Annotated in this window: 20 protein-coding genes; 13 read left to right on the forward strand and 7 right to left on the reverse strand. The window is 63.4% G+C overall.

Annotated elements, in window-relative coordinates; translation table 11 throughout:
• Window positions 1–252 (forward strand): hypothetical protein (locus C7G61_RS45665; protein ID WP_210205916.1); only part of this gene is annotated, 252 nt, incomplete at its 5' end.
• Here C7G61_RS45665 and C7G61_RS29185 read toward each other — a convergent pair.
• Window positions 243–1,043, reverse strand: coding sequence for an N-formylglutamate amidohydrolase (locus tag C7G61_RS29185; protein WP_108520263.1), 801 nt, complete (start codon window positions 1,041–1,043; stop codon window positions 243–245). The genes C7G61_RS45665 and C7G61_RS29185 overlap by 10 nt on opposite strands.
• A 102-nt stretch (window positions 1,044–1,145) precedes the next feature.
• Between C7G61_RS29185 and C7G61_RS29190 the strand changes: the two genes are divergently transcribed.
• The 3 genes from C7G61_RS29190 to C7G61_RS29200 are packed head-to-tail and all read left to right on the forward strand — an operon-like array spanning window position 1,146 to window position 3,302.
• Window positions 1,146–2,057 (forward strand): transglutaminase family protein, encoded by a 912-nt coding sequence (locus tag C7G61_RS29190; RefSeq protein WP_108520266.1) that lies wholly within the window; start codon window positions 1,146–1,148, stop codon window positions 2,055–2,057.
• A 2-nt stretch (window positions 2,058–2,059) separates the two neighbouring features.
• Window positions 2,060–2,872, forward strand: a complete 813-nt coding sequence (locus C7G61_RS29195; RefSeq protein WP_108520268.1) for a transglutaminase-like domain-containing protein — start codon at window positions 2,060–2,062, stop codon at window positions 2,870–2,872.
• A gap of 31 nt (window positions 2,873–2,903) precedes the next feature.
• Window positions 2,904–3,302, forward strand: a complete 399-nt coding sequence (locus C7G61_RS29200) for a gamma-glutamylcyclotransferase family protein (RefSeq protein WP_108520270.1) — start codon at window positions 2,904–2,906, stop codon at window positions 3,300–3,302.
• 60 nt (window positions 3,303–3,362) lie between these two features.
• On the opposite strand, the gene C7G61_RS29205 is transcribed toward C7G61_RS29200, so the two are convergent.
• The gene (locus tag C7G61_RS29205; protein ID WP_108520272.1) at window positions 3,363–3,929 is read right to left on the reverse strand and encodes a chlorite dismutase family protein; all 567 of its coding nucleotides are present in this window, start codon (window positions 3,927–3,929) and stop codon (window positions 3,363–3,365) included.
• A gap of 191 nt (window positions 3,930–4,120) precedes the next feature.
• On the opposite strand from C7G61_RS29205, the gene dnaG reads away from it, so the two are divergent.
• Both dnaG and rpoD read left to right on the forward strand, forming a co-directional pair.
• Window positions 4,121–6,133 carry a DNA primase gene (gene dnaG / locus C7G61_RS29210; protein WP_108520274.1) on the forward strand — a complete coding sequence of 671 codons (2,013 nt, stop codon included), beginning with the start codon at window positions 4,121–4,123 and terminating at the stop codon, window positions 6,131–6,133.
• Between the two features lie 387 nt (window positions 6,134–6,520).
• Complete coding sequence (gene rpoD / locus C7G61_RS29215; RefSeq protein ID WP_108520276.1) at window positions 6,521–8,629, forward strand: RNA polymerase sigma factor RpoD; 2,109 nt, start codon at window positions 6,521–6,523, stop codon at window positions 8,627–8,629.
• A 116-nt stretch (window positions 8,630–8,745) separates the two neighbouring features.
• On the opposite strand, the gene C7G61_RS29220 is transcribed toward rpoD, so the two are convergent.
• The gene (locus C7G61_RS29220) at window positions 8,746–8,982 is read right to left on the reverse strand and encodes a hypothetical protein (protein ID WP_057849867.1); all 237 of its coding nucleotides are present in this window, start codon (window positions 8,980–8,982) and stop codon (window positions 8,746–8,748) included.
• A 132-nt stretch (window positions 8,983–9,114) separates the two neighbouring features.
• Between C7G61_RS29220 and C7G61_RS29225 the strand changes: the two genes are divergently transcribed.
• Window positions 9,115–10,083, forward strand: coding sequence for a DUF817 domain-containing protein (locus tag C7G61_RS29225; protein WP_108520533.1), 969 nt, complete (start codon window positions 9,115–9,117; stop codon window positions 10,081–10,083).
• Here the strand turns inward: C7G61_RS29225 and C7G61_RS29230 are convergent.
• Window positions 10,046–11,626, reverse strand: coding sequence for a glycosyl hydrolase family 79 N-terminal domain-containing protein (locus C7G61_RS29230; protein ID WP_244608519.1), 1,581 nt, complete (start codon window positions 11,624–11,626; stop codon window positions 10,046–10,048). The genes C7G61_RS29225 and C7G61_RS29230 overlap by 38 nt on opposite strands.
• Before the next feature lie 51 nt (window positions 11,627–11,677).
• Window positions 11,678–12,559: an OmpA family protein gene (locus C7G61_RS29235; RefSeq protein ID WP_244608526.1), complete on the reverse strand. Its 882-nt coding sequence runs from the start codon at window positions 12,557–12,559 to the stop codon at window positions 11,678–11,680.
• Window positions 12,560–12,880: 321 nt separating this feature from the next.
• Here C7G61_RS29235 and C7G61_RS29240 point away from each other — a divergent pair, with 321 nt between their 5' ends.
• Together C7G61_RS29240 and C7G61_RS29245 are read left to right on the forward strand one after the other, a co-directional pair.
• The gene (locus tag C7G61_RS29240) at window positions 12,881–13,633 is read left to right on the forward strand and encodes a lytic murein transglycosylase (protein WP_244608527.1); all 753 of its coding nucleotides are present in this window, start codon (window positions 12,881–12,883) and stop codon (window positions 13,631–13,633) included.
• Between the two features lie 195 nt (window positions 13,634–13,828).
• Window positions 13,829–14,635 carry a lytic murein transglycosylase gene (locus C7G61_RS29245; RefSeq protein WP_108520285.1) on the forward strand — a complete coding sequence of 269 codons (807 nt, stop codon included), beginning with the start codon at window positions 13,829–13,831 and terminating at the stop codon, window positions 14,633–14,635.
• A gap of 260 nt (window positions 14,636–14,895) precedes the next feature.
• On the opposite strand, the gene C7G61_RS29250 is transcribed toward C7G61_RS29245, so the two are convergent.
• Entirely contained in the window at window positions 14,896–15,738 is an 843-nt protein-coding gene (locus C7G61_RS29250; protein ID WP_108520287.1) for an SDR family NAD(P)-dependent oxidoreductase, read from the reverse strand.
• Window positions 15,739–15,887: 149 nt separating this feature from the next.
• Here C7G61_RS29250 and C7G61_RS29255 point away from each other — a divergent pair, with 149 nt between their 5' ends.
• From C7G61_RS29255 to C7G61_RS29270, 4 genes are all read left to right on the forward strand, one after another.
• The gene (locus C7G61_RS29255; protein WP_108520289.1) at window positions 15,888–16,283 is read left to right on the forward strand and encodes a response regulator; all 396 of its coding nucleotides are present in this window, start codon (window positions 15,888–15,890) and stop codon (window positions 16,281–16,283) included.
• Between the two features lie 68 nt (window positions 16,284–16,351).
• The gene (locus tag C7G61_RS29260) at window positions 16,352–16,969 is read left to right on the forward strand and encodes a LysE family translocator (protein WP_108520292.1); all 618 of its coding nucleotides are present in this window, start codon (window positions 16,352–16,354) and stop codon (window positions 16,967–16,969) included.
• Between the two features lie 720 nt (window positions 16,970–17,689).
• Window positions 17,690–18,919 (forward strand): GGDEF domain-containing protein, encoded by a 1,230-nt coding sequence (locus C7G61_RS29265; RefSeq protein ID WP_108520295.1) that lies wholly within the window; start codon window positions 17,690–17,692, stop codon window positions 18,917–18,919.
• Window positions 18,920–18,954: 35 nt separating this feature from the next.
• Window positions 18,955–19,578: a peptidoglycan recognition protein family protein gene (locus tag C7G61_RS29270; RefSeq protein WP_108520297.1), complete on the forward strand. Its 624-nt coding sequence runs from the start codon at window positions 18,955–18,957 to the stop codon at window positions 19,576–19,578.
• Window positions 19,579–19,797: 219 nt separating this feature from the next.
• On the opposite strand, the gene rpoH is transcribed toward C7G61_RS29270, so the two are convergent.
• On the reverse strand, window positions 19,798–20,697 hold the full coding sequence (gene rpoH / locus C7G61_RS29275) for an RNA polymerase sigma factor RpoH (RefSeq protein WP_108520299.1): 900 nt from the start codon (window positions 20,695–20,697) through the stop codon (window positions 19,798–19,800).
• Between the last annotated feature and the right edge of the window lie 2 nt (window positions 20,698–20,699).

The raw sequence follows: 20,699 nt of genomic DNA on the forward strand, positions 1-20,699 counted from the left end.
AAACGAATAGAAAAACTGTCCTTGCCCATCTTCCTGCCGCCCCATCATGCGCCGCTCCCGCTGATGCCCTCTCCACCAAGGAATCACGGTTCGCGAGTCGTCTCAACGGGAGTTTTGCAACACAATCGCGCCGAAAGCGGAAGTACATTCAGAGAATTACCGGCTCCGCGACGGCCGCTGCAGGTTGATGGTACGGCCGTGGTCGTGATTCAAGCTCCGAAACCGCAGCCTCGAATCATGCGCTACGAATAAATCAACCGCCGCGCACGCAGCGTGACTTCAATCTCACCAAGAATCCGCGCCAGTCGGTCGGCCCAAGCCTGCTCGCCCGCCTGATCCGAGATCAAATCCTGGCGGATTTCGATGCCCGTGTTCATCAATCCGCGCGCCTCGCCATGCACGGGAATCGTGTAGTCGGTCTCGTCGCTGACCGCATAGGGCTCGTTGTCGCCGACCACGAGATCGCCCTCGGCGCGCAGCAGCTTTAACAGCAGCGGCGGCAGATGCGTGTCGCGGTGATAGAGCGTGCCGATATGCCAGGGCCGCGCGATGCCGGCATAGACGGGCGTAAAACTGTGCAGCGACACCAATACCGTCGGCAAGCCGGCGCTGCCGCGCTGGTCGATGATCTCGTCGATGCGCCGGTGATAGGGATCGAAGACCTGCGCGCGCCGCATCTCGGCCGCCTCGCGCGAAATGCCCTCGTTGCCTGATATCGTCGTGGCCTCGCTGATGCGCGGGATCGAGCTTGCGACGTGGGGCGGGCGGTTGCAGTCGATGACGAGCCGCGAGTAGCGCTGCACGATCAGATGGGCATCGAGATGCTTTGAGAGCGCCTCCGCGACGCCGGCAATGCCAATGTCCCAGGCGATATGGCGCGTCAGCTCGCTCTCCGGCAGGCCGAGATCGCCGAGCACGCGCGGGATCAGCCTTCCGTAATGGTCGCAGGTCAACAGGAACGGCGACCGTCCCGCGGCGTTGAATTCGTGGACCGGAGGCACATCTTCGGAGCTGAGAAGTAGGGTTGTGGCGGCGGCGTCCAAAGCGTTTTCCTTAAAGCAGTGCCTACCGAAGCGGCACCCCGGTCTACAATTGAGCAGGATTCGGCCTAGATTAGTCGTACCAGAATCGATGATTGTTTGACGATGCCGCTCCTGACCATCAACCACAAGACCGTTTATCGCTACGCCCGTCCGGTTGCGTTCGGCGAGCACCGCATCATGCTGCGCCCGCTGCCGGGCCATGATTTGCGGATACGCGCAAGCCACCTCGAGATCGAACCGAAGCCGATGCAGCTGCGCTGGATCCACGACGTGTTCGGCAATTCCGTGGCGATCGCGACCTTCGACGAGCGCGCCGACACCTTGTCGTTCACGGCGACCGCCACCGTCGAGCACAATCCGGCGGAAGAGTTCGCGCTGACGCCGGACGATCCCGCCTATTTCTATCCCTTCCTCTATGACGACGAGGAGTTTCCGGACCTGCTGCAGTTCGTCACGCCGCAATATGGCGATCCCCATGGCGAGCTGTCGGCCTGGGCACGGAAATTTCTCGACGCCGAGGGACCGACGCCGACCTTCAACATCCTGAGCGGCATGACGCATGGCATCCGCGGGGCCTTCACCTATCGCAAGCGCCACGAGCAGGGCACCCAGCATCCGCTCGACACGCTGCAGACCGGCTCGGGCACCTGTCGCGACTATGCGCTGTTCATGATCGAGGCGCTGCGCCGGCTCGGCATCGCCGCGCGTTTCGTCTCCGGCTATGTCTTCATTCCCGGCGATCGCGCGCATGGCTATGTCGGCGGCGGCTCCACCCATGCCTGGGTGCAGGTCTATCTGCCGAGCGCGGGGTGGATCGAGTTCGATCCGACCAACGGCATCGTCGGTACCCGCGATCTCATTCGGGTGGCGGTGGCGCGCGATCCGCATCAGGCGATCCCGCTGCACGGCAGCTATCTCGGCTCCCCCGATGCCTTCGCCGGCATGGAGGTCCATATCGACGTCGTCTCAGAAGGCGACGAGCAACGCGAAGCGCCGCAGGCGGAGGAAGTCTGATCATGGAGATCAAGGTCGGCTTCGAGATTTCCTATGCGGCCGCCCAACCGACGCCGATGGTGATGATGCTCTCGATCCATCCGTCGCGCTTTGCCGACATCGTCGGCACCGAGCGGATCACAGCCGGGCCTGACGTGCCGATCGGCTTCTACCGCGACGGCTTTGGCAACGTCTGCGGCCGCCTCGTCGCGCCCGCCGGCGGCGTGACGCTGCGGGGCGATGCGCTGGTCCGCGATTGCGGCCTGCCTGATGCGGTGGTGCCGACCGCGCAGCAATTGCCGATCGATCAGTTGCCGGACGACGTCCTGCAATATCTGATGCCGAGCCGCTACTGCGAGACCGACAAGCTCACCGATATCGCCTGGTCGCTGTTCGCCAACACTCAGCCGGGCTGGGCGCGGGTGCAGGCGATTGTCGATTTCGTGCACAACCATGTCAGCTTCGGCTACGAGCATGCGCATCACATGAAGTCGGCGCACGACGTCTACGCCGAGCGCGCCGGCGTCTGCCGCGACTTTGCGCATCTGGCGCTGACCTTCTGCCGCTGCATGAATATCCCGGCCCGCTACTGCACCGGCTATCTCGGCGACATCGGCGTGCCCCGCGATCCCGCGCCGATGGACTTTTCGGGCTGGTTCCAGGCCTATCTCTCCGGCCAGTGGTACACTTTTGACGCGCGCCACAATCACCCGCGCATCGGCCGCATCCTGATGGGCACCGGCCGCGATGCCGCCGATGTCGCGCTGACCACGAGTTTTGGCCGGATGGACCTGGTGAAGTTTCTTGTCATTAGCGACGAGGTCGTGCCGGCTTGATCCCGAACGCATTGACGGGATAACTGTGCCCATGATTTCAGATCGTCTGTTCGTCTACGGCACGCTGATGCGTGGCTTCGACCATCCGATGGCGCAGCTTCTGTCGCGCAGCGCGGATTTTCTCGGGACCGCCACCTGCCGCGGCCGGCTCTACCTGATCAAGCATTATCCGGGGCTGGTGCTCTCGGACGATGCTGGTGACATCGTGTTCGGCGAACTGTACCGCCTGCGCGATCGCGACGCCTTGCTCGGCGAGTTCGACATGTATGAGGCCTGCGGTGCCGGCTTTCCGGAACCGACCGAGTATGTCAGGCGGATGCTGTCCGTGACGCACGAAGACGGCGCGGCCGGCGAGGCGTGGACCTATGTCTACAACTGGCCCGTCACCGGCCTGCCGCAGATCGCCTCGGGGAAATTTCTGGAGAACTAAAGCGTTTTCAAGCGAAGTGGGTACCGGTTCGCGTCAAGAAAACGCGTCAAAACAAAAACTCTACCCCGCGTCCAGCCGCTCACGCTCCACGCGGATATCCACCTCGCGCTCGACATAGCGCCATTCCTCGGTGGCGCGCAGCGTGCGGACCAGTTCCTCGAACGCATCCGCATCGGCGGGCGCGTATTCGAACCAGGTCAGGAAGTCGAAGGTCTCGCCGAGATCGCGAGAGTGATAGAGCTGCCGGGCGATCGCCGGCAGGTATTTCAGGCTCGCCGCAATGTGGTGCGATCGGTCTTCAAAAATCTGCCGCCGCTCCTCCTGCGTCAGCTCCCACCACGTCGCCGATTTCTTGATCGGGATCAGCGCGGCATAGGTCGCCTCCGGGCGGCCGATCTCGGCCCGATCGGCATCAAGCCGCTTCTTTTCGTCACGCTCGGTATAGCGCAGATGGCTGGCGACCCCGGCCAGCCGCCACGAAGTTGCCGAGGGCAGCATCGGCAGCGCGATCGACAGCGAATGCACGACCGATAGCGCCGGCGTCGGCGCCAGCGACGCGCCCTTCACCGGCACGAACCGCGTGACCCGCCATGCCCCGCTATGGCCGCCTCGGAAGACCGTGAACATGCGGATATGGAAGCCCGGAACCGGGTTCGGATCAAGTTATTCACCGTCATTCCCCGGTGCGCAACGGCGCACCGGGGAATGACGGGCCCTGTGAATAACCGGGAGAATCCGAACAACCGTCGTATTTTATCGACCCATCCCTATATCGCTAATCGGTTGGCACGGCCCTGCGACTCGGCAAGAACTCACTTATGCGCTTCACGCCCCAATTCCTCGAAGAGCTGCGCGCCCGGCTTCCGGTCTCGGAAGTCGTGGGCCGCCGCGTCAAGCTGAAGAAGGCAGGGAGGGAGTTTAAGGGGCTGTCGCCGTTTCAGCAGGAGAAGTCGCCCTCGTTCACGGTCAACGACCAGAAGGGCTTTTACCACGACTTCTCCTCCGGCAAGCACGGCGACATCATCTCGTTTTTGATGGAGACCGAGGGCGTCGGCTTCACGGAAGCCGTCGAGCGGCTGGCTTCCATGGCCGGCATGGCGCTGCCGGCGGCGACCCCCGATGCCGCGCGCCACGAGCAGCGCCGCAAGACGCTGCACGACGTGGTGGAACTCGCGGCAAAATTCTTTGCCGATACGCTGGCCTCGCGCAACGGCGCCAAGGCGCGCGGCTATCTCGGCGACCGCGGCATTTCGCCGGCGACGCAGCTGCAGTTTCGCTTGGGTTATGCGCCACCGGACCGCTTCGCGCTGAAGGAGCATCTCGGCGCGCAGGGCATTTCGACCGAGGACATGGTGGAAGCCGGGCTGCTCGTGGCGGGCGAGGACAAGCCCGTGCCCTTCGATCGCTTTCGGGATCGCGTGATGTTTCCGATCACGGATTCCAGAGGCCGCGTCATCGCCTTTGGCGGCCGCGCGCTGGAAAAGGACGTTGCGGCAAAATACCTGAACTCGCCGGAGACGCCCTTGTTTCACAAGGGCGACAATCTCTACAACCTGTCGACCGCGCGGCAGGCGACGCATAACGGCTCGCCGCTGATCGTGGTCGAAGGCTATGTCGACGTCATCGCCATGGTCACCGCGGGCTTTGCTGGCGCGGTGGCGCCGCTTGGCACGGCTTTGACGGAAAACCAGCTCGCGCTGCTGTGGAAGATGGCGGACGAGCCGATTCTTTGTTTCGACGGTGACCGCGCCGGCCAGAAGGCGGCGTATCGCGCCGCCGATCTGGCGCTGCCTGCGCTGCTGCCGGGAAAGAGCCTGCGCTTTGCGCTGCTGCCGGAAGGGCAGGACCCCGACGACCTCGCGCGCTCCGGCGGCCGCGTTGCGATCGAGGAAGTGATTTCAGCGGCGCGTCCGCTCGTCGACATGCTCTGGTCGCGCGAGATCGAGGGCGGCAGCTTTGCTACGCCTGAGCGGCGCGCCGCGCTGGAGGCACGCATCAACGAACTCTCCAAGGGCATCCGCGATGAGGTGGTGCGTCGCCATTATCGCGACGATCTCGCCGATCGCCTGCGGCGCGCCTTTGCGCCGCAAGGTGGGGGCGGCGGCTATGGCCGGGGTAATTTCCGGACCGGGCAGGGCGAATCACCCCGCGCGTTTGCCCCGCGCGGAGCAGGCCAAACCGGCCGATTCGCCCCCCGGGGCGGGCGCGGACCTGGGGCGGGCGGCGGTAGCCCCACGATCGCCCCGGGCCCCTACCAAGCGGCCAGCCCTCAGTTGGCGACCAGCCCGATCATGCGCGGCCAGCGCAGCGCGATGTCCCGCCGCGAAGCACTGATCCTGCAATCCCTGATTAACCACCCCTGGCTGCTGCACGACCATCTGGAGGAGGTGGCGATGCTGGAACTGGCGCATCCCGAGGCCACCAAGCTCCGCGCCGGTATTATTACAGCCTTCGCCAACGACCATCACCACTCTCCCGATGTCGAGGAGCAGGCCGAGAAAATGCGGGCCGATCTCGAGGCGCGAGGATTAAGCGAGGTTCTTCAAAGGGTTGAGCGGGCGATCACGACCTCGGCCGTGTGGGGCACCAAGCCGGGCGCGGCGCGGGAGGATGTTTTGGCCACCTGGCAGCAACTCGTTGTCTTGCATCAGAAAACGCACGCCCTACTTAGGGAGAAGAAAGATGCCGAGCTGGCGCTGGGTGATGAGCCCACTGACGCCAACATGGCGTGGCTGAAGGACGTGAGCGCCCGGCTGGAGTCGCTCGACGGCACGGAGGCCCTGATCGAGGGTTTTGGCGAGCTTTCGGGCCGGTTCCGGAAGAGCGTGTGATAAATGCGGACGGCGGCGGCCATGCCCGCAAAAAGACTCGCCAAATCCATGGTTTGGCGGCAAAAACAGGGTTAAGCGAAGCTTAATAGTCCGAGGTTACTAAAAGCAAAGACGTCCGAGGGCTATTGGCATAACACCGGCGATGGCGGGTTAAAGGGGTGGCGACGTCTGCGCCGCCCTTTCCGCGTCGTGCATGCGGAATACTCAGGGGCACGAGCGTGATCCGGAAAAGTGGATATCCGGTTTTCCAAAACGATCACGCGCAACGAGCAAGGATCTAGCGGGTTGGCTTTTCAAACAAAAGACATCCTGCTGTCGACTTCAGTAATTCAGAGGCGGACGGCGTTGCACGCCATTCCGCACGAGCGCGTTTCGGGAGCTTGATGAATGGCCACCAAGGCAAAGACGCTGCAGGTTAAGGACAAGGAAAAAGACGACAAGGCAGCGGACGCCCCTGAGAAGGATAGCCCCGACGCGCCGTCGCCGTTGCTTGACCTCTCGGATGCCGCGGTCAAGAAGATGATCAAGCAGGCCAAGAAGCGCGGCTTCGTGACCTTCGATCAGCTCAACGAAGTGCTGCCCTCCGACACCACCTCGCCCGAACAGATCGAGGACATCATGTCGATGCTCTCGGACATGGGCATCAACGTGTCGGAAGCCGAAGAGGCCGACGCCGACGAGGAAAAGGAAGAGGCCGACGACGATACCGACAACGAGCTTGTCGAGGTCACGCAGAAGGCTGTCACCGAGGTCAAGAAATCCGAGCCCGGCGAGCGCACCGACGATCCCGTCCGCATGTATCTGCGCGAGATGGGCACGGTGGAATTGCTGTCGCGCGAAGGCGAAATCGCGATCGCCAAACGCATCGAGGCCGGCCGCGAGGCGATGATCGCAGGGCTCTGCGAAAGCCCGCTGACCTTCCAGGCCATCATCATCTGGCGCGATGAACTCAACGAAGGAAAGATCTTCCTCCGCGACATCATCGATCTCGAAGCCACTTACGCCGGCCCCGACGCCAAGAACAACATGAACCCGGCGATGATCGCCGCGCCTGCCGAAGGCCAGGCCGCCAATGGCGAGGCTGCGCCCGCGCATGTCGCCCCGCCCGCCGCTCCGCCGTCGGCGACGCCGTTCCGCGCCGCGCCCGCGCCCGGTGCGGACACCGAGGAGAAGGATCCGGCGGAAGCCGCCGCCGAAGGCGACATGGATGACGACGAGTTCGAAAACCAGATGTCGCTCGCCGCCATCGAGGCCGAGCTGAAACCGAAGGTGGTCGAGACGTTCGACAAGATCGCCTCCGAATACAAGAAGCTGCGCCGTCTTCAGGAACAGGATATCGCCAATCAGCTGCAGAGCGAGTCGCTCTCGCCCTCGCAGGAGCGCAAGTACAAGAAGCTGAAGGACGAGATCATCGTCGAGGTGAAGTCGCTGCGGCTCAATCAAGCCCGCATCGATTCCCTCGTCGAGCAGCTCTACGACATCAACAAGAAACTGGTTTCGTTCGAAGGCCGCCTGCTTCGTTTGGGTGACAGCCACGGCGTCGCGCGCGAAGACTTCCTGCGCAACTATCAGGGCTCGGAGCTCGATCCGCGCTGGCTCAACCGTGTCTCGAAACTTTCCGCCAAGGGCTGGAAGAATTTCGTCCATCACGAAAAGGACCGCATCAAGGATCTGCGCCACGAGATCCAGTCGCTGGCGGCGCTGACCGGTCTTGAGATCGGCGAATTCCGCAAGATCGTGCACGGTGTGCAGAAGGGCGAGCGCGAGGCGCGCCAGGCCAAGAAGGAAATGGTCGAGGCCAACCTGCGTCTCGTGATCTCGATCGCCAAGAAGTACACCAACCGCGGCCTGCAGTTCCTCGACCTGATCCAGGAAGGCAACATCGGCCTGATGAAGGCGGTTGATAAATTCGAGTATCGCCGCGGCTACAAGTTCTCGACCTACGCCACGTGGTGGATCCGGCAGGCGATCACGCGCAGTATTGCGGATCAGGCGCGCACCATCCGCATCCCCGTGCACATGATCGAAACCATCAACAAGATCGTGCGCACCAGCCGCCAGATGCTCAACGAGATCGGCCGCGAGCCGACCCCCGAAGAGCTCGCCGAAAAGCTCGGCATGCCGCTCGAGAAGGTCCGAAAAGTTCTCAAGATCGCGAAAGAGCCGCTCTCGCTCGAAACGCCCGTCGGTGATGAAGAAGATTCACACCTCGGCGATTTCATCGAGGACAAGAATGCGATCCTCCCGATCGATGCTGCGATCCAGTCCAACCTGCGCGAAACCACCACGCGGGTTCTGGCCTCGCTCACCCCCCGCGAAGAACGCGTGCTCCGCATGCGCTTCGGCATCGGCATGAACACCGATCACACGCTGGAAGAAGTCGGCCAGCAGTTCTCGGTCACCCGCGAACGCATCCGCCAGATCGAAGCCAAGGCGCTGCGGAAGCTGAAGCATCCGAGCAGGAGCCGGAAGCTGCGGAGCTTCCTGGATAATTGATTCAGGCTGTCATTGCCGGGCTTGACCCGGCAATCCATCCAAAAACAAACGGCGGGCGAATAGCCCGCCGTTTTGCTTTGTCTAAGTCAACGCGATGGTAGACGAGCCTCAGAGCCCTACTTCTTCTTCGCCCCGACCCGGCTGATGCTCTTGATCGCCAGCGGCGTGCGGCCGGATTTCTCGGCGATCTCGCGGTCCTGCTCCATGATGTATCCGCGCGCCGGCTCGTCGCCGTCGAGGCCGCCGAGCAGCTCGGACGGCACGCGCCGGTTGGAGCGCTGCGAGTCGTCTTCATAGACGACGTTGAAGAAGGCAAATTCGCCTTTGGGATTGGTCCCGGGTTTCTTGGCCATGGGCGGGCTTTTCGTCGATCAGGGCGCCGCTGTCAAAGCAAAATAGCGGTGCGCAAGAAAAGCGCTGGGACTAAGCGGAATCTGCAAATATTTGCCAATTTTGCATCGCGTTCCACGGCCACCGTCGATGGCATGCTTCGCCCCCCTGACCACAAGCCCGACACCTCCAAACCCCTGCCGAGCGCCGCCGCCATCTGGCCGCCGCTGCGCCCCTTCATATCAGGCGAACATCGGCTAGGCCGCTTCATGGCCCGCCGCCGCTGGACCTCAGCGCTTTATGAATTCCTCCGCTTCGGCCTGAAGCAGGGCTGGGCCTGCCTGTTCGGCGGGATCGCCGTTTTCCTGATGATCGCCACCTGGTGGTTCTATCCGGCGACCGCGTGGCTTCCGCGCTATGACTTCCTGTTTCTCTGCATGATCGCGGTTCAGATCGCGCTGCTCGCGGGGAAACTGGAGACAGCGGACGAGGCGAAGGTGATCCTGATCTACCATGTCGTCGGCACCGTGATGGAGATCTTCAAGACACAGGTCGGCTCCTGGATCTACCCGGAGCCGAATTTCTTTCGGATCGCCGGCGTGCCGCTGTTCTCCGGCTTCATGTATGCCTGCATCGGCAGCTATCTCTGCCGCGCGTGGCGGCTGTTCGATCTGGAGTTTTCCGGTCACCCGCGGCGCCTCGGCCTGGCTGTGCTCAGCGTCGCGATCTACGTCAATTTCTTCAGCCACCACTTCATGCCGGACCTGCGCTGGCTGCTGTTCGCTCTTGCCGGCTGGCTGTTCTTTCGCACTCGCGTCTATTTCAGGGTCTGGCATGTCAGCCGCTCGATGCCGCTATTGCTCGGGCTCGCGCTGGTGTCGCTCTTCATCTGGTTCTCGGAAAACATCGGCACCTTCACCAAGACCTGGCTCTATCCGTCGCAGCGGCACGGCTGGTCGATGGTTTCCATCGACAAGTTCGGCTCCTGGTTCCTGCTGCTGATCATCAGCTACACGCTGGTGAGCCTGGTCAATGCGCCGCGGGAGAAGCGCAGGGACGGGCGTACGATCGCCGTCCGGAAAAAATTCAATCGCATGCCGGATTTTTGGCTTCCCCGACTGTGAGGAAAGTGATCGTGGCCGGTCCGATATCGACCGAACCGGGTGGCGATGTCACCGCGGCAAACTGCGGAAGATCGTCATTCGGACCGAGTTCCAAAGCCGTTCCATTCAGCTTCACGCCGGCGCTCTGCAGATCATCCGCCGACAGCGTGTAACGCTCGCTGGTCACGGGCAATCGCAAGGTTACGGCGTTCGTCCGGTCCGTATTGATGGCCAGCAGCGTGACGGCCCCGCGCACGCCGCGCCGGCAATGCGCGTAGAGGTGCATTCCATGATGCGTGCCGGCGTCGAGAACAATTGTGCCCATCAGCCTGCGCCACAGCAGCGCCGCCCAGTAGCTTGGCCGCGGCCGCCACGTCTTCTCATCAAGCAGGCCGTAATCGCTTGCGGCCAGCGTGTTGTGCGCGACCATCTGGACGCCGGCTTTGGCAAGCCGGCCAAGCTGATCGAGATATCGGAACGTGTCGAGGAACGTGGAGGCCCAGGGATTGCCGCCGCAAGCCGCCTCGGCGGTTTCAGTAAGCCACATCGGCTTGCCAGGCGCAAACTCGTCCCTGAGCGATCGGTAGTATGCGAGCGCTTTGTCCGTGCTCGCCAGCCACGCTTCCGAAAGCGCGGCCTCGGGTGTGGTTTGGCCCGGAGAGCATCGTTGCGAGACCGCGCCGTAGTGATGATAGGAAAAAGCGTCGATGCCGGGGCCGGATGCCGCAAGCAAGTCCCGCGTGCTGATGAATCCGGAGCTGGATGGTCTGGATGATTGCGGCGCTGCCGTCTCGCCGATCGAGCCGGGTCCCAGAACCATCACATCCGGTTCGCTCGCCCTGATGAACGCAACAAAGGCTTTGAAGTCACGCCCGTAGGCTGCCGCGTCGTATCCTTTCGGCGCACCGCCCATCGCGGCGAGCGTCGGCTCATTCATGAACTCGGCGGCGACAATTCTGCCGCCGATGGATCTGGTATAGGCAAACAAGCGCCGCGCCTGATCGCTCTGCCATAGACCTGCTGCGTCCCGGGCACCGGGGCTCGCCGCCATCGAGGTCACGATCTCGGCGTTGACCGCACGGGCAAAGTCGATGACGCCTTTCCAGCGTTCGCGACTGAGCACCGCGCTGAAGCCGCCGGGCGGCGTGGAGGGCACCTGATCGTTTTCAGTAAAGTAGGTACTATTGGCCCAGGTGCCGCTGACGCGCAGGTAGGCCGGAGCCAGCGCGGCAGCCAATGTGCGCAGCCGGCGGTTCGACAGATCGACGGGCTCCCGATACGCGAAGAGGTCGGGATTGCCGCCTGCGGGCATATTCCCGGCGTTGTCAGCGCCGCGAGCCGACGGCGATGAGGCACTCGCGTTGTAAGGCTTCCAGAAGCGCCCGCCGGTGACCTCGACCATCTCCAAATTGTACGATTGAAAACGCGCGTCGATGGTGCCGAGACGCGGCAATCGTGAAGGGTCTACCGAAAGCGCTGGTGCCTGCGCGGCCGCCTGCTGGCATCCCGCCAGCGCGGTGATCGCAATTCCGATTCCGACTTTGAAACCACTGGACCTGGTCATAGCCATTGTCCCTTGGGCGAGCCAAAGCGGAGATTGGCCCGCGCATTGATGCTACGGCGCCACCAGCTCCACCCGCCGGTTCAGCGCGCGCCCGGCCTCATTGGCATTGGAGCCCACCGGCGCGAGGAATCCCACACCCGCTGTCTTCAGCCGCGCCTGCACAATGCGAAAGTTCTTCACCAGTTCCGCCGCCACCGCCTCGGCTCTCCGCCGCGACAGATCGAGATTGTAGTCGTGGGCGCCCTGATTGTCGGTGTGGCCGACGATGAAGACGTTGAGCTGTGGCTGGCCCGTCAGCAGTTTTGCGATCTGTTCGAGCGTCGGGCGGCTTTCGGGTTTGACCACCGCCTTGTCGGTGTCGAAATAGATGCCATAGAGCGCGATGTGGCCGGCGTCGCCGAGGCCTTTGGCCATTGCCGCCGCATCCACCATCTTGTTCTCGATCGCGCCAAGTTCGGCGACGACGAGCTGCGCGTAGATCTCGCGGTTGTTCTCGCTGACGATGAGGCCGGCGTAGGTCTCGCGGCCGCCGTCCACCTTGCGCCCCGCATAGTATCGGTAATTGAAGCCGTCCACCCACATTTGCGGGATCGGCAGCGCGTCGATCGCTTCCGAGAAGGGAATGCCGCCGCAGGCATCGACGTCGCAGGCGAGCAGCGTCTCGAAGCCGGCCTTCGCCAGTTGGGTCTCGAAATTGCGCGACACCTCCAGGATCGAGGGACCGGGATTGGTGCGATAGGCGATACGCGTGATGCGTCCCTCCAGCCGCCGCGCATCGGTGGGCTGGCCGTCCTTGAAGGCCGCCCCCTGCATCCGCGCCGCGTCGAAATCCTTCACCTGATATCCGGTGATGGCGCTGCCGCCGAAGCGGCCGATGCCGGGATAATCTTTTGCGCCGGCCAAGTCGCGCGTCTGTGCGGCAGCGTTGGTCATCGCGCCGAGCGACACGGCAAGCAGCAGGAGGATCGGCCTGAACAATTTGTGCGGTGAGGTCATGGGAAATCCATTTGTTCGAGAAACGATCGATGGCGGCGGGGGCGGAACGAAATACGACGAGTAAAGGTCGCGGGCCGAGATCACCCGGTTCAAATGAGCCGCAATCATGGCCGTTTTCAGGGAGATTCTGCCCCGCGCGTTTGCCGCAACCCTCGAAGCGCGGCCACGGACGTGCTAGAAGCCGATGCTTATTTGCAATCTCTCAGGAATGGCTTTTCCATGCTCCGCCTCGCATTTGCTTTCAGCGCCACCTTGGCCATGTTCGCATGCTTCAGCTCCAAGGCCCACGCCGCCCAATGCGGCAGCTCGTCCGCCGGCTATTCCGCCTGGAAGCAGGAGTTCGCCGGCGAAGCCCGCGCCAAGGGCATCAGCGCCCCGACCATCCAGGCGCTGATGGCGACGAACTACGCGCAAACGACCATCAATGCCGATCGCGGCCAGCGCAGTTTTAGCCTCTCGCTCGATCAGTTTCTTGCCAAGCGCGGGGCCACGACCATCGTCGCGAAGGGGCGGCAGCTCAAGCAATCGCAGGGCGCGCTGTTCGCGTCCATTCAGAGCCGCTACGGCGTGCCGCCGGGTCCGCTGCTCGCGATCTGGGGGATGGAGACGGGGTTCGGCAGCCAGCGCGGCAATCAGAACATGCTCGCCTCGATCGCGACGCTCGCCTACGACTGCCGCCGCTCGGCCTATTTCACCGAACACCTTTACGCGGCGCTGCAACTGATTGATCGCGGCGCGCTCTCGCCGTCGCAGCGCGGCTCGATGCATGGCGAAGTCGGCCAGACCCAGTTCATGCCCAAAGCCATTCTGGCCTACGGCACCGGCAATCTCGAAAACGCGGCCAACGCGCTGACCTCGACCGCGAACTTTCTGAAAGCCCATGGCTGGCGCGCGGGCGCGGGCTATCAGCCGGGCGAGCCGAATTTTGCGGCGATCCAGGCCTGGAACGCCGCGGGCGTCTATCAGAAAGCGATCGCGCTGATGGGCCGCCAGATCGACGGTGGGGAGTGAGGGGACTTCTGCAGTCGTCCCTGCGAACGCAGGGACCCATAACCACAGGCGGCAATTGTTGAAGCCAAGCCGTCGACCAGTCCGCTCCAACGACATCGGCCGCGGCGTATGGGTCCCTGCGTTCGCAGGGACGACGAGGTTTCGCACGCCGTTTTCCCATGGCATGATCGGCGCCAGAATGAACAAGGGATTCGCATGCGCATACTTCACTGGGCCATTTTCCTCAGCGCCGTCATCTGCTCCAGCCCCACTTACGCCGCCCGCTGCGGCGGCGATTTCAACACCTTCGTGGCGGCGATGTCGCAGGAAGCCGTCGCGGCTGGCGTTTCGCAGGCCGTGATCAGCCAGGCGCTTTCGGGCGTCACGCAGGATCCCGCAGTGCTCGCCTTCGACCGGCGCCAGCGCGGCACCTTCAACAAGACGTTCGAGCAGTATGTCTCCACCCGCGTCGGTCCGGGGCGGATCAATATCGGCCGGCAGATGCTGCAGCGGCACGGCTCGCTGCTGGCGCGCATCGAGCAGAAGTTTGGCGTGCCGCCGGAAATCGTGGTCGCGATCTGGGGGCTGGAGTCCGATTACGGCAAGGGCGACATCGGCAAGATGCCGGTGATCCGCACGCTCGCTACCATGGCGCATGATTGCCGCCGCACCGAACTGTTCCAGGGCGAGTTGCTGGCGGCGCTGAAGATCGTGCAGCGCGGCGATCTCCCCTTGCGCGATTTGATCGGCGCCTTCGCCGGCGAAATCGGCCAGACGCAATTTCTGCCGTCGTCCTATATCAAATACGGCGTCGATTTCGACGGCAACGGCCATGTCGATTTGCGCCACAGCGTGCCCGATGTTCTGGCCTCCACTGCCAACCTGCTGCACACGAGCGGCTTCAAGGGCGGCGCACCGTACGGCGAGGGCACCGCGAATTTCGAAGCCATGCGCGAATGGAACAGGGCAACGATCTACCGCAAGACGATCGGGTATTTTGCCGACAGGCTGGTGGGGCGTTAAGAGCCTCGTCGCTTCGTAACTCCGTAGGGTGGCAAAGCGCAGCGTGCCCACCATCTATCCGCGACATCATCCTTGAAAGGTGGGCACGCTTGCGCTTTGCCCGCCCTACGGGCTGCGAACTGATTTGCTGAGGGCGTCGGCCATCGTGTCGATCGTAGGATGGGTAGAGCGAAGCGAAACCCATCATCACCCGCGCCGGCATTGATGGGTATCGCTTCGCTCCACCCATCCTACGAAGGGACGCCATCCGCACGCCAGCCTCACTTCCCCTTCTCCTCCACCTTCCCAATCCGCTTCGCCAGCGCCGCCCAGTACGTCGCCGGACGAAACCGTTGCAACAGATCCATGAACCACGCGTCGTTGCCGATCAGAATGCGTGGCTGGTTTTTCTCGATGCCGGCGATGATGCGCTGGGCTGCAACCGGCGGCGTGGTCTTGGCGATTGCGTCAAACCGATCGATCGATTCGGCGCGGCGCGCATTGTCGGTGATGCCGACACCGGTGCGGGAGTTGCGCACGATGTTGGTCAAGACCCCGCCGGGATGCACCACCGACAGCTTCACCGGGCTGTTCGCGACAGCCAGTTCATGCCGCAGGCTTTCCGAAAAGCCGCGCACCGCGAATTTGGCCGCGCAATAGGCGGTCTGGCCGGGCGGGGCGATGATGCCGAAGATCGAGGAGACGTTGACGATATGCGCCTCCGGCTTGAGCGACAGATGCGGCAGGAACGCGCGCGTGCCGTGCACCACGCCCCAGAAATTGATGTTGATCAGCCATTCCATCTGCGCCTGGTCGACCTCGTTGAAGGCGCCAAGGAGTGCGACGCCGGCATTGTTGATGACGATGTTCAGCGAAGGGTGGGCGGCAATGGCGGCTTGCGCGAATTGCTGGATCTGGGCGGGCTCGCCGATATCGACGCGGTGGGTCGATACCTTGCGCGTGCCGGCCTTGGCGATCTCGGCGGCCACCTGCTGCAGCCCGGCTTCGTCGCGGTCGGCGAGCGCGAGATCGCAGCCGCGCGCGGCCAGTTCCAGCGCGAGCGCACGGCCGATGCCGCTGGCGGCGCCGGTCACGGCGGCCGCACTTCCGGATATTGCAGTCATTGGGATGGGCTCCACGAGGATCGAGAAGAAGGCGGGTTCCGCAACTTTCGCAAATTGGAACTGAACAATAAAGCGCTTCGGGCCTTAACGTCGACTACCCGACACAAATGACGCCCTTAACCGGCACGATCCTTTTCGAGGAGGCCACCATGGGACAATCAAAACCATATCGCCCGACGGCCCTCATCGTCGAAGACGATCCGATGCAACGGGACATGATTTGCCTGCTGCTGGAAGAGAGCGAGGTCGATGTCATCGAATGCGAGAGTGCGGAGGCTGCCGAGCTGGTGCTGGAGCGCGCCGCCGATAGCCTGGTCCTGATGATGACCGACGTGCAGCTTGCCGGCAACATGGACGGGGTCGAGCTCGCGCACATCGCCAGGAAGTACAATCCCGAGATGGGGGTGATCGTCACCTCGGGCAAACCGCTGCATCAGGAATTGCCCGATGGCGTCCAGTTCTGGTCCAAGCCGTGGGCGCCGCTCGACGTGATCCGCGAGGCGGAACGGATGCTGTATGAAAGGCGGCATCACCACGAAGGCTGACCACGCGCGCGTTCGTGGAGGGCGGCGCCATGCTTCCACGCCGGATGCCGCCATGGTAATGGCAGGGCATGACGCTGTCGTTTCTGTTGACCTTGCTGATCGTAGTCGCCTCGCCCGGCACCGGCGTGCTCTATACGCTCGCGGTGGCGCTGACGCTGGGAGCGCGGCCGAGCCTTGCGGCGGCCTTCGGCTGCACGCTCGGCATCCTGCCGCACATGCTGGCCGCCATGCTCGGGCTTGCCGCGGTGCTGCATACGAGTGCCCTGGCGTTTGCCGCGCTGAAATGGTGCGGCGTAATGTACCTGCTCTACATGGCCTGGCAGGCGTTGCGCGAGACAGGCGCGCTGTCGATCGACGCGCGCCCCGCGGCGTCAGTGCGCTCCAGCCGGCGTGTCATCGTGACCGCGATCCTGATCAACATCCTCAATCCGAAATTGTCGATCTTCTTCCTGGCCTTCCTGCCGCAGTTCGTCGCCGTCGACGAGCCGCACCCGTTGGCGCGGATGCTGGAATTGAGCGCGGCCTTCATGGCGATGACGTTTGCGGTGTTCGCGGTCTATGGCCTGTTCGCAGCCTCGCTGCGTGACCGCGTCATCACGCGCCCGAAGGTGATGGCCTGGCTGCGCCGGAGTTTTGCGGCGGGATTTGCCGCACTCGGCGCCAAGCTGGCGCTGGCGGAGCGCTAGGCGTTTCAGCCGTAGCCCGGATGGAGCGAAGCGCAATCCGGGATAATCGTTCGTTCCGCTGCGACAACCCCGGATTTCGCTTCGCTCCATCCGGGCTACGTGTTCGCGCGTACCAGAATGAAAAAGGCGGGCCCGCGGCCCGCCATTCTCCAAAATTGCACCCGGAGTTGGGAGCCCGGGCGGAGCTGAGCACTCCACCCGGGCCAAAATTCACTTCTTCTTCGACTTCTTGGCCTTCTTCGCCTTGGCCTTCTTCGCCTTCTTCGCTTTCTTAGCCATAGTATCCTCTCAAGGTTTTCATGGATTGAAACGCGACACCGAGGCATGCTTGGCGGAGGGCCAGCCTCGCAACATCCTCGATGACAATCCCAGCAGATTCGCGAGGCGCTGCCGCGTGCTGTCATGGCGTTGTCATCACGTTATCCACAGTTGTTATGCATTTTGATGCGATTTTTTGCCGAAACGAACCTCATCACCTCCGTTCGCATCGCGCGCATCATGCTTAACGATGTCCCCACGTCGACGATCTTCATCAATTCAAAACCACGGTTTGGATTGGCCGGCGGCAGTCAGGGTCCGTTAAGCGTCGCGGATGCACCTTGTCCCGCAAGACGACGGGGCAAGACAACAAGAAGCGTCGTGGGAGGAATGCTCGAGGCGGAAGTCTTGAGCGGTCGTTAGACAACTGGGGAGACGGGACGCGCGCGTTCCGGGGTCGCGATGCTGAGCGTTCCGACGCTTTGGACGGTGTTCGTCATCAACTTTCTCGCGCTGGGCCTGATCTGGGCCTACGTCATGCGCAGCTATCCGTCGTTCGAAGCCGCGCGGTTCTGGACCGGTTCGGCATTCGTTGCGGCGGCAGGTGCTGCAATGGCGATGCTGCGCGTGGCTTTCCCGGATTCGCTGGTGCCGCTGCTGTTTGCCGGCACCGCGTTGATCCTGGCGATCTGCCTGGCTGCGATGGGCATCCGCAAGTTCTTCGATCAGCCGGTTTCCTGGCGCCTCACCGTGCTGGTCACCGGGCTTGGCGCAGCCGGATTGTGCTTTTTCACTTTCGTCTACGACAGCGTGCCCGCGCGCATGACCGTCTTCACGATCGCCCAGGCGCTGCCGATGGTGCTGAGCCTGAAGCTGTTGCTCGGCCGGCACGAGGGTCGCGTCAATCCGGGCGCGCGGCTGGCCGGCGTCGTCACCATTCTCATCATGGCCATTTTCGTCGCCAGGTGGATCGGCGCGGTGACTACCATGGGCGGCGGGTTCTCCTATATGCATTTCAGCCCGGCGCAATCGGTCGTCATCCTGGTGCTGGTGTTCCTGTCGATGTCGCTGAATTTCGGCTTCCTGCTGATGGCGATGGACCGCCTGCGCAATGAGGTCGCGGATCTCGCGCTGCTCGACGATCTCACCGGCGTCGGCAACCGCCGCCATCTGCTGCAGCGCCTCACGGAAGAATGCGCGCGCTCCGAACGCTCAGGTCAGCCGTTCGCGCTGCTGGTGATCGATCTCGACGGCTTCAAGGGCATCAACGACACCCATGGCCACGCAGCGGGCGATGCCTGCCTGCAGCATTTCACCCTGATGGCGCAGACACGCCTGCGGCCCGGCGACATGCTGGCAAGGACCGGCGGCGACGAGTTCTGCATCGTGCTGCCGTCCTCGACGCTGCGCGAAGGCGCCATGATCGCGCGCCGCGTGCTGGAGGTCTGCCGCGCCGACGCCGAACAATGCGCCGGCAACGACATTCCGATCGCGGTGTCGATCGGCGTCGCGCAATGGGCCCGCGAGATGGGCGCCTATCCCGACCGCCTGATTGCGGCCGCCGACCATGCGCTCTACGACGCCAAGAAGGCCGGCCGCAACGACTTTGCGACCTACGAGCCGGCGCCGCCGCTGGCGCCCGAACCCGCAACGCGGGAGCTATCGGCTGTGGGCCAGCGCCAGCGGGCCTGAGACGTGCTACTCAGGTCCGTCACTGGACCTCGATCATGAATTTTCGTCTCGTCGCGGCCGCACTGTTCACCCTGCTGTTTTCGGCTTGCGCCGCCGCGCAAGCGCCCGACCTCGCCGCGATCGCGCGCGCGTCGGGCACACCCGATATTCCCGGCCTGAAGATGGTCTGGCTCGCGCCATGGGGCGACCTCGCGAAATCTCATCCCTGGCGCAACATCATCGTGCACCAGACCGAAGGGCCGGCAGGCTCGGCGCGCGGCGGCGCGCAGGCGCAGTCGAAGAACCCGACCCGGCGCGGCGTCATGGTCTGGGTCGAAACCGACGGCACGGTGTACTGGGCGGTCGCCGAACATCTGGTTCCGACCCACGGTGACGGCGCCAACCGCAACGACAACAAGTATATCGATAACGGCCCGACCTATCGGCAGGTGGTCGGCAACAATTCGATCGGCGTCGAATTCGCCGGCAATTTTCCGGACGTGACGCGCGGGCCTACTGATGCGCAAATCGCGGCGTGGCGGATTCTGGTGAAGGTGCTGCGCGCGCGTTACGGCATTCCGCTCGATCGCGTCTACGCGCATAACTGGATCGACTACAAGGACGCCCGCTATTGCGAAGGCTGCGTGCTGGCAAAGATGGCGCGGGACTGGGGCGAGTAGGGGCTCTCTCAACTCGTCGTCCCCGCGAACGCGGGGACCCATACGCCGCGGCCGTCGTAGTTGGAGATGAATGATGACTACCGGCGTGTAAATCATTACCGCCGCGGCGTATGGGTCCCTGCTTTCGCAGGGACGACAGCAAGGTGAAACGCAGCCCCCCAAAAGACAAAAAGCCGGCGTTGCCGCCGGCTTTCGTCAACTGGACCTTGATCGCGCGGGTCAGTGCGCGGCTTCGAGCGCTTCCGCTTCCTGCCGGGCAATCGTGCCCTTGACGGCCGACTGCACCTTCTCGAAAGCGCGGACCTCGATCTGCCGCACGCGTTCGCGCGAGACGCCGAATTCGGCGGCGAGGTCTTCCAGCGTCATCGGCTCTTCCGCCAGGCGCCGCGCCTCGAAGATGCGGCGTTCGCGCGGGTTGAGTACGCCGATGGCGCCGTTCAGCGCCTGACGGCGATGATCGAACTCCTCGTGCTCGGCCATCACGGCTTCCTGGTTGGGCGAGTTATCGACCAGCCAGTCCTGCCATTCGCCGGCTTCACCGTCGTCGCGGATCGGCGCGTTGAGCGACGCGTCGCCGCCGAGGCGGCGGTTCATGTCGACAACGTCCTGATCCGTCACGCCGAGACGCTTGGCAATCAGCTTCACCTGGTCGGGGCGGAGATCGCCCTCGTCCAGCGCGGAGATCTTGCTCTTCGCCTTGCGCAGGTTGAAGAACAGCTTCTTCTGGTTCGCGGTGGTTCCCATTTTCACGAGCGACCAGGAACGCAGGATGTACTCTTGTATCGACGCCTTGATCCACCACATGGCGTAGGTAGCGAGACGAAAACCCTTCTCGGGCTCGAACCGCTTGACCGCCTGCATCAGGCCGACATTGCCCTCCGAGACGACCTCGGAAATCGGCAAGCCGTAGCCGCGATAGCCCATGGCGATCTTGGCCACGAGCCGGAGATGGCTGGTGACAAGGTGATGTGCCGCGTCGCGATCGTCATGTTCGCGCCAACGCTTGGCGAACATGTATTCCTGCTGGGGCTCCAGCATCGGGAATTTGCGGATCTCGGCGAGGTATCTGGAAAGGCCGGATTCTCCATTGAGAACCGGCAACGTAGCTGTACGGGCCATTT

The sequence above is a fragment of the Bradyrhizobium algeriense genome, assembly GCF_003062295.1.
GTDB lineage: Bacteria > Pseudomonadota > Alphaproteobacteria > Rhizobiales > Xanthobacteraceae > Bradyrhizobium > Bradyrhizobium algeriense.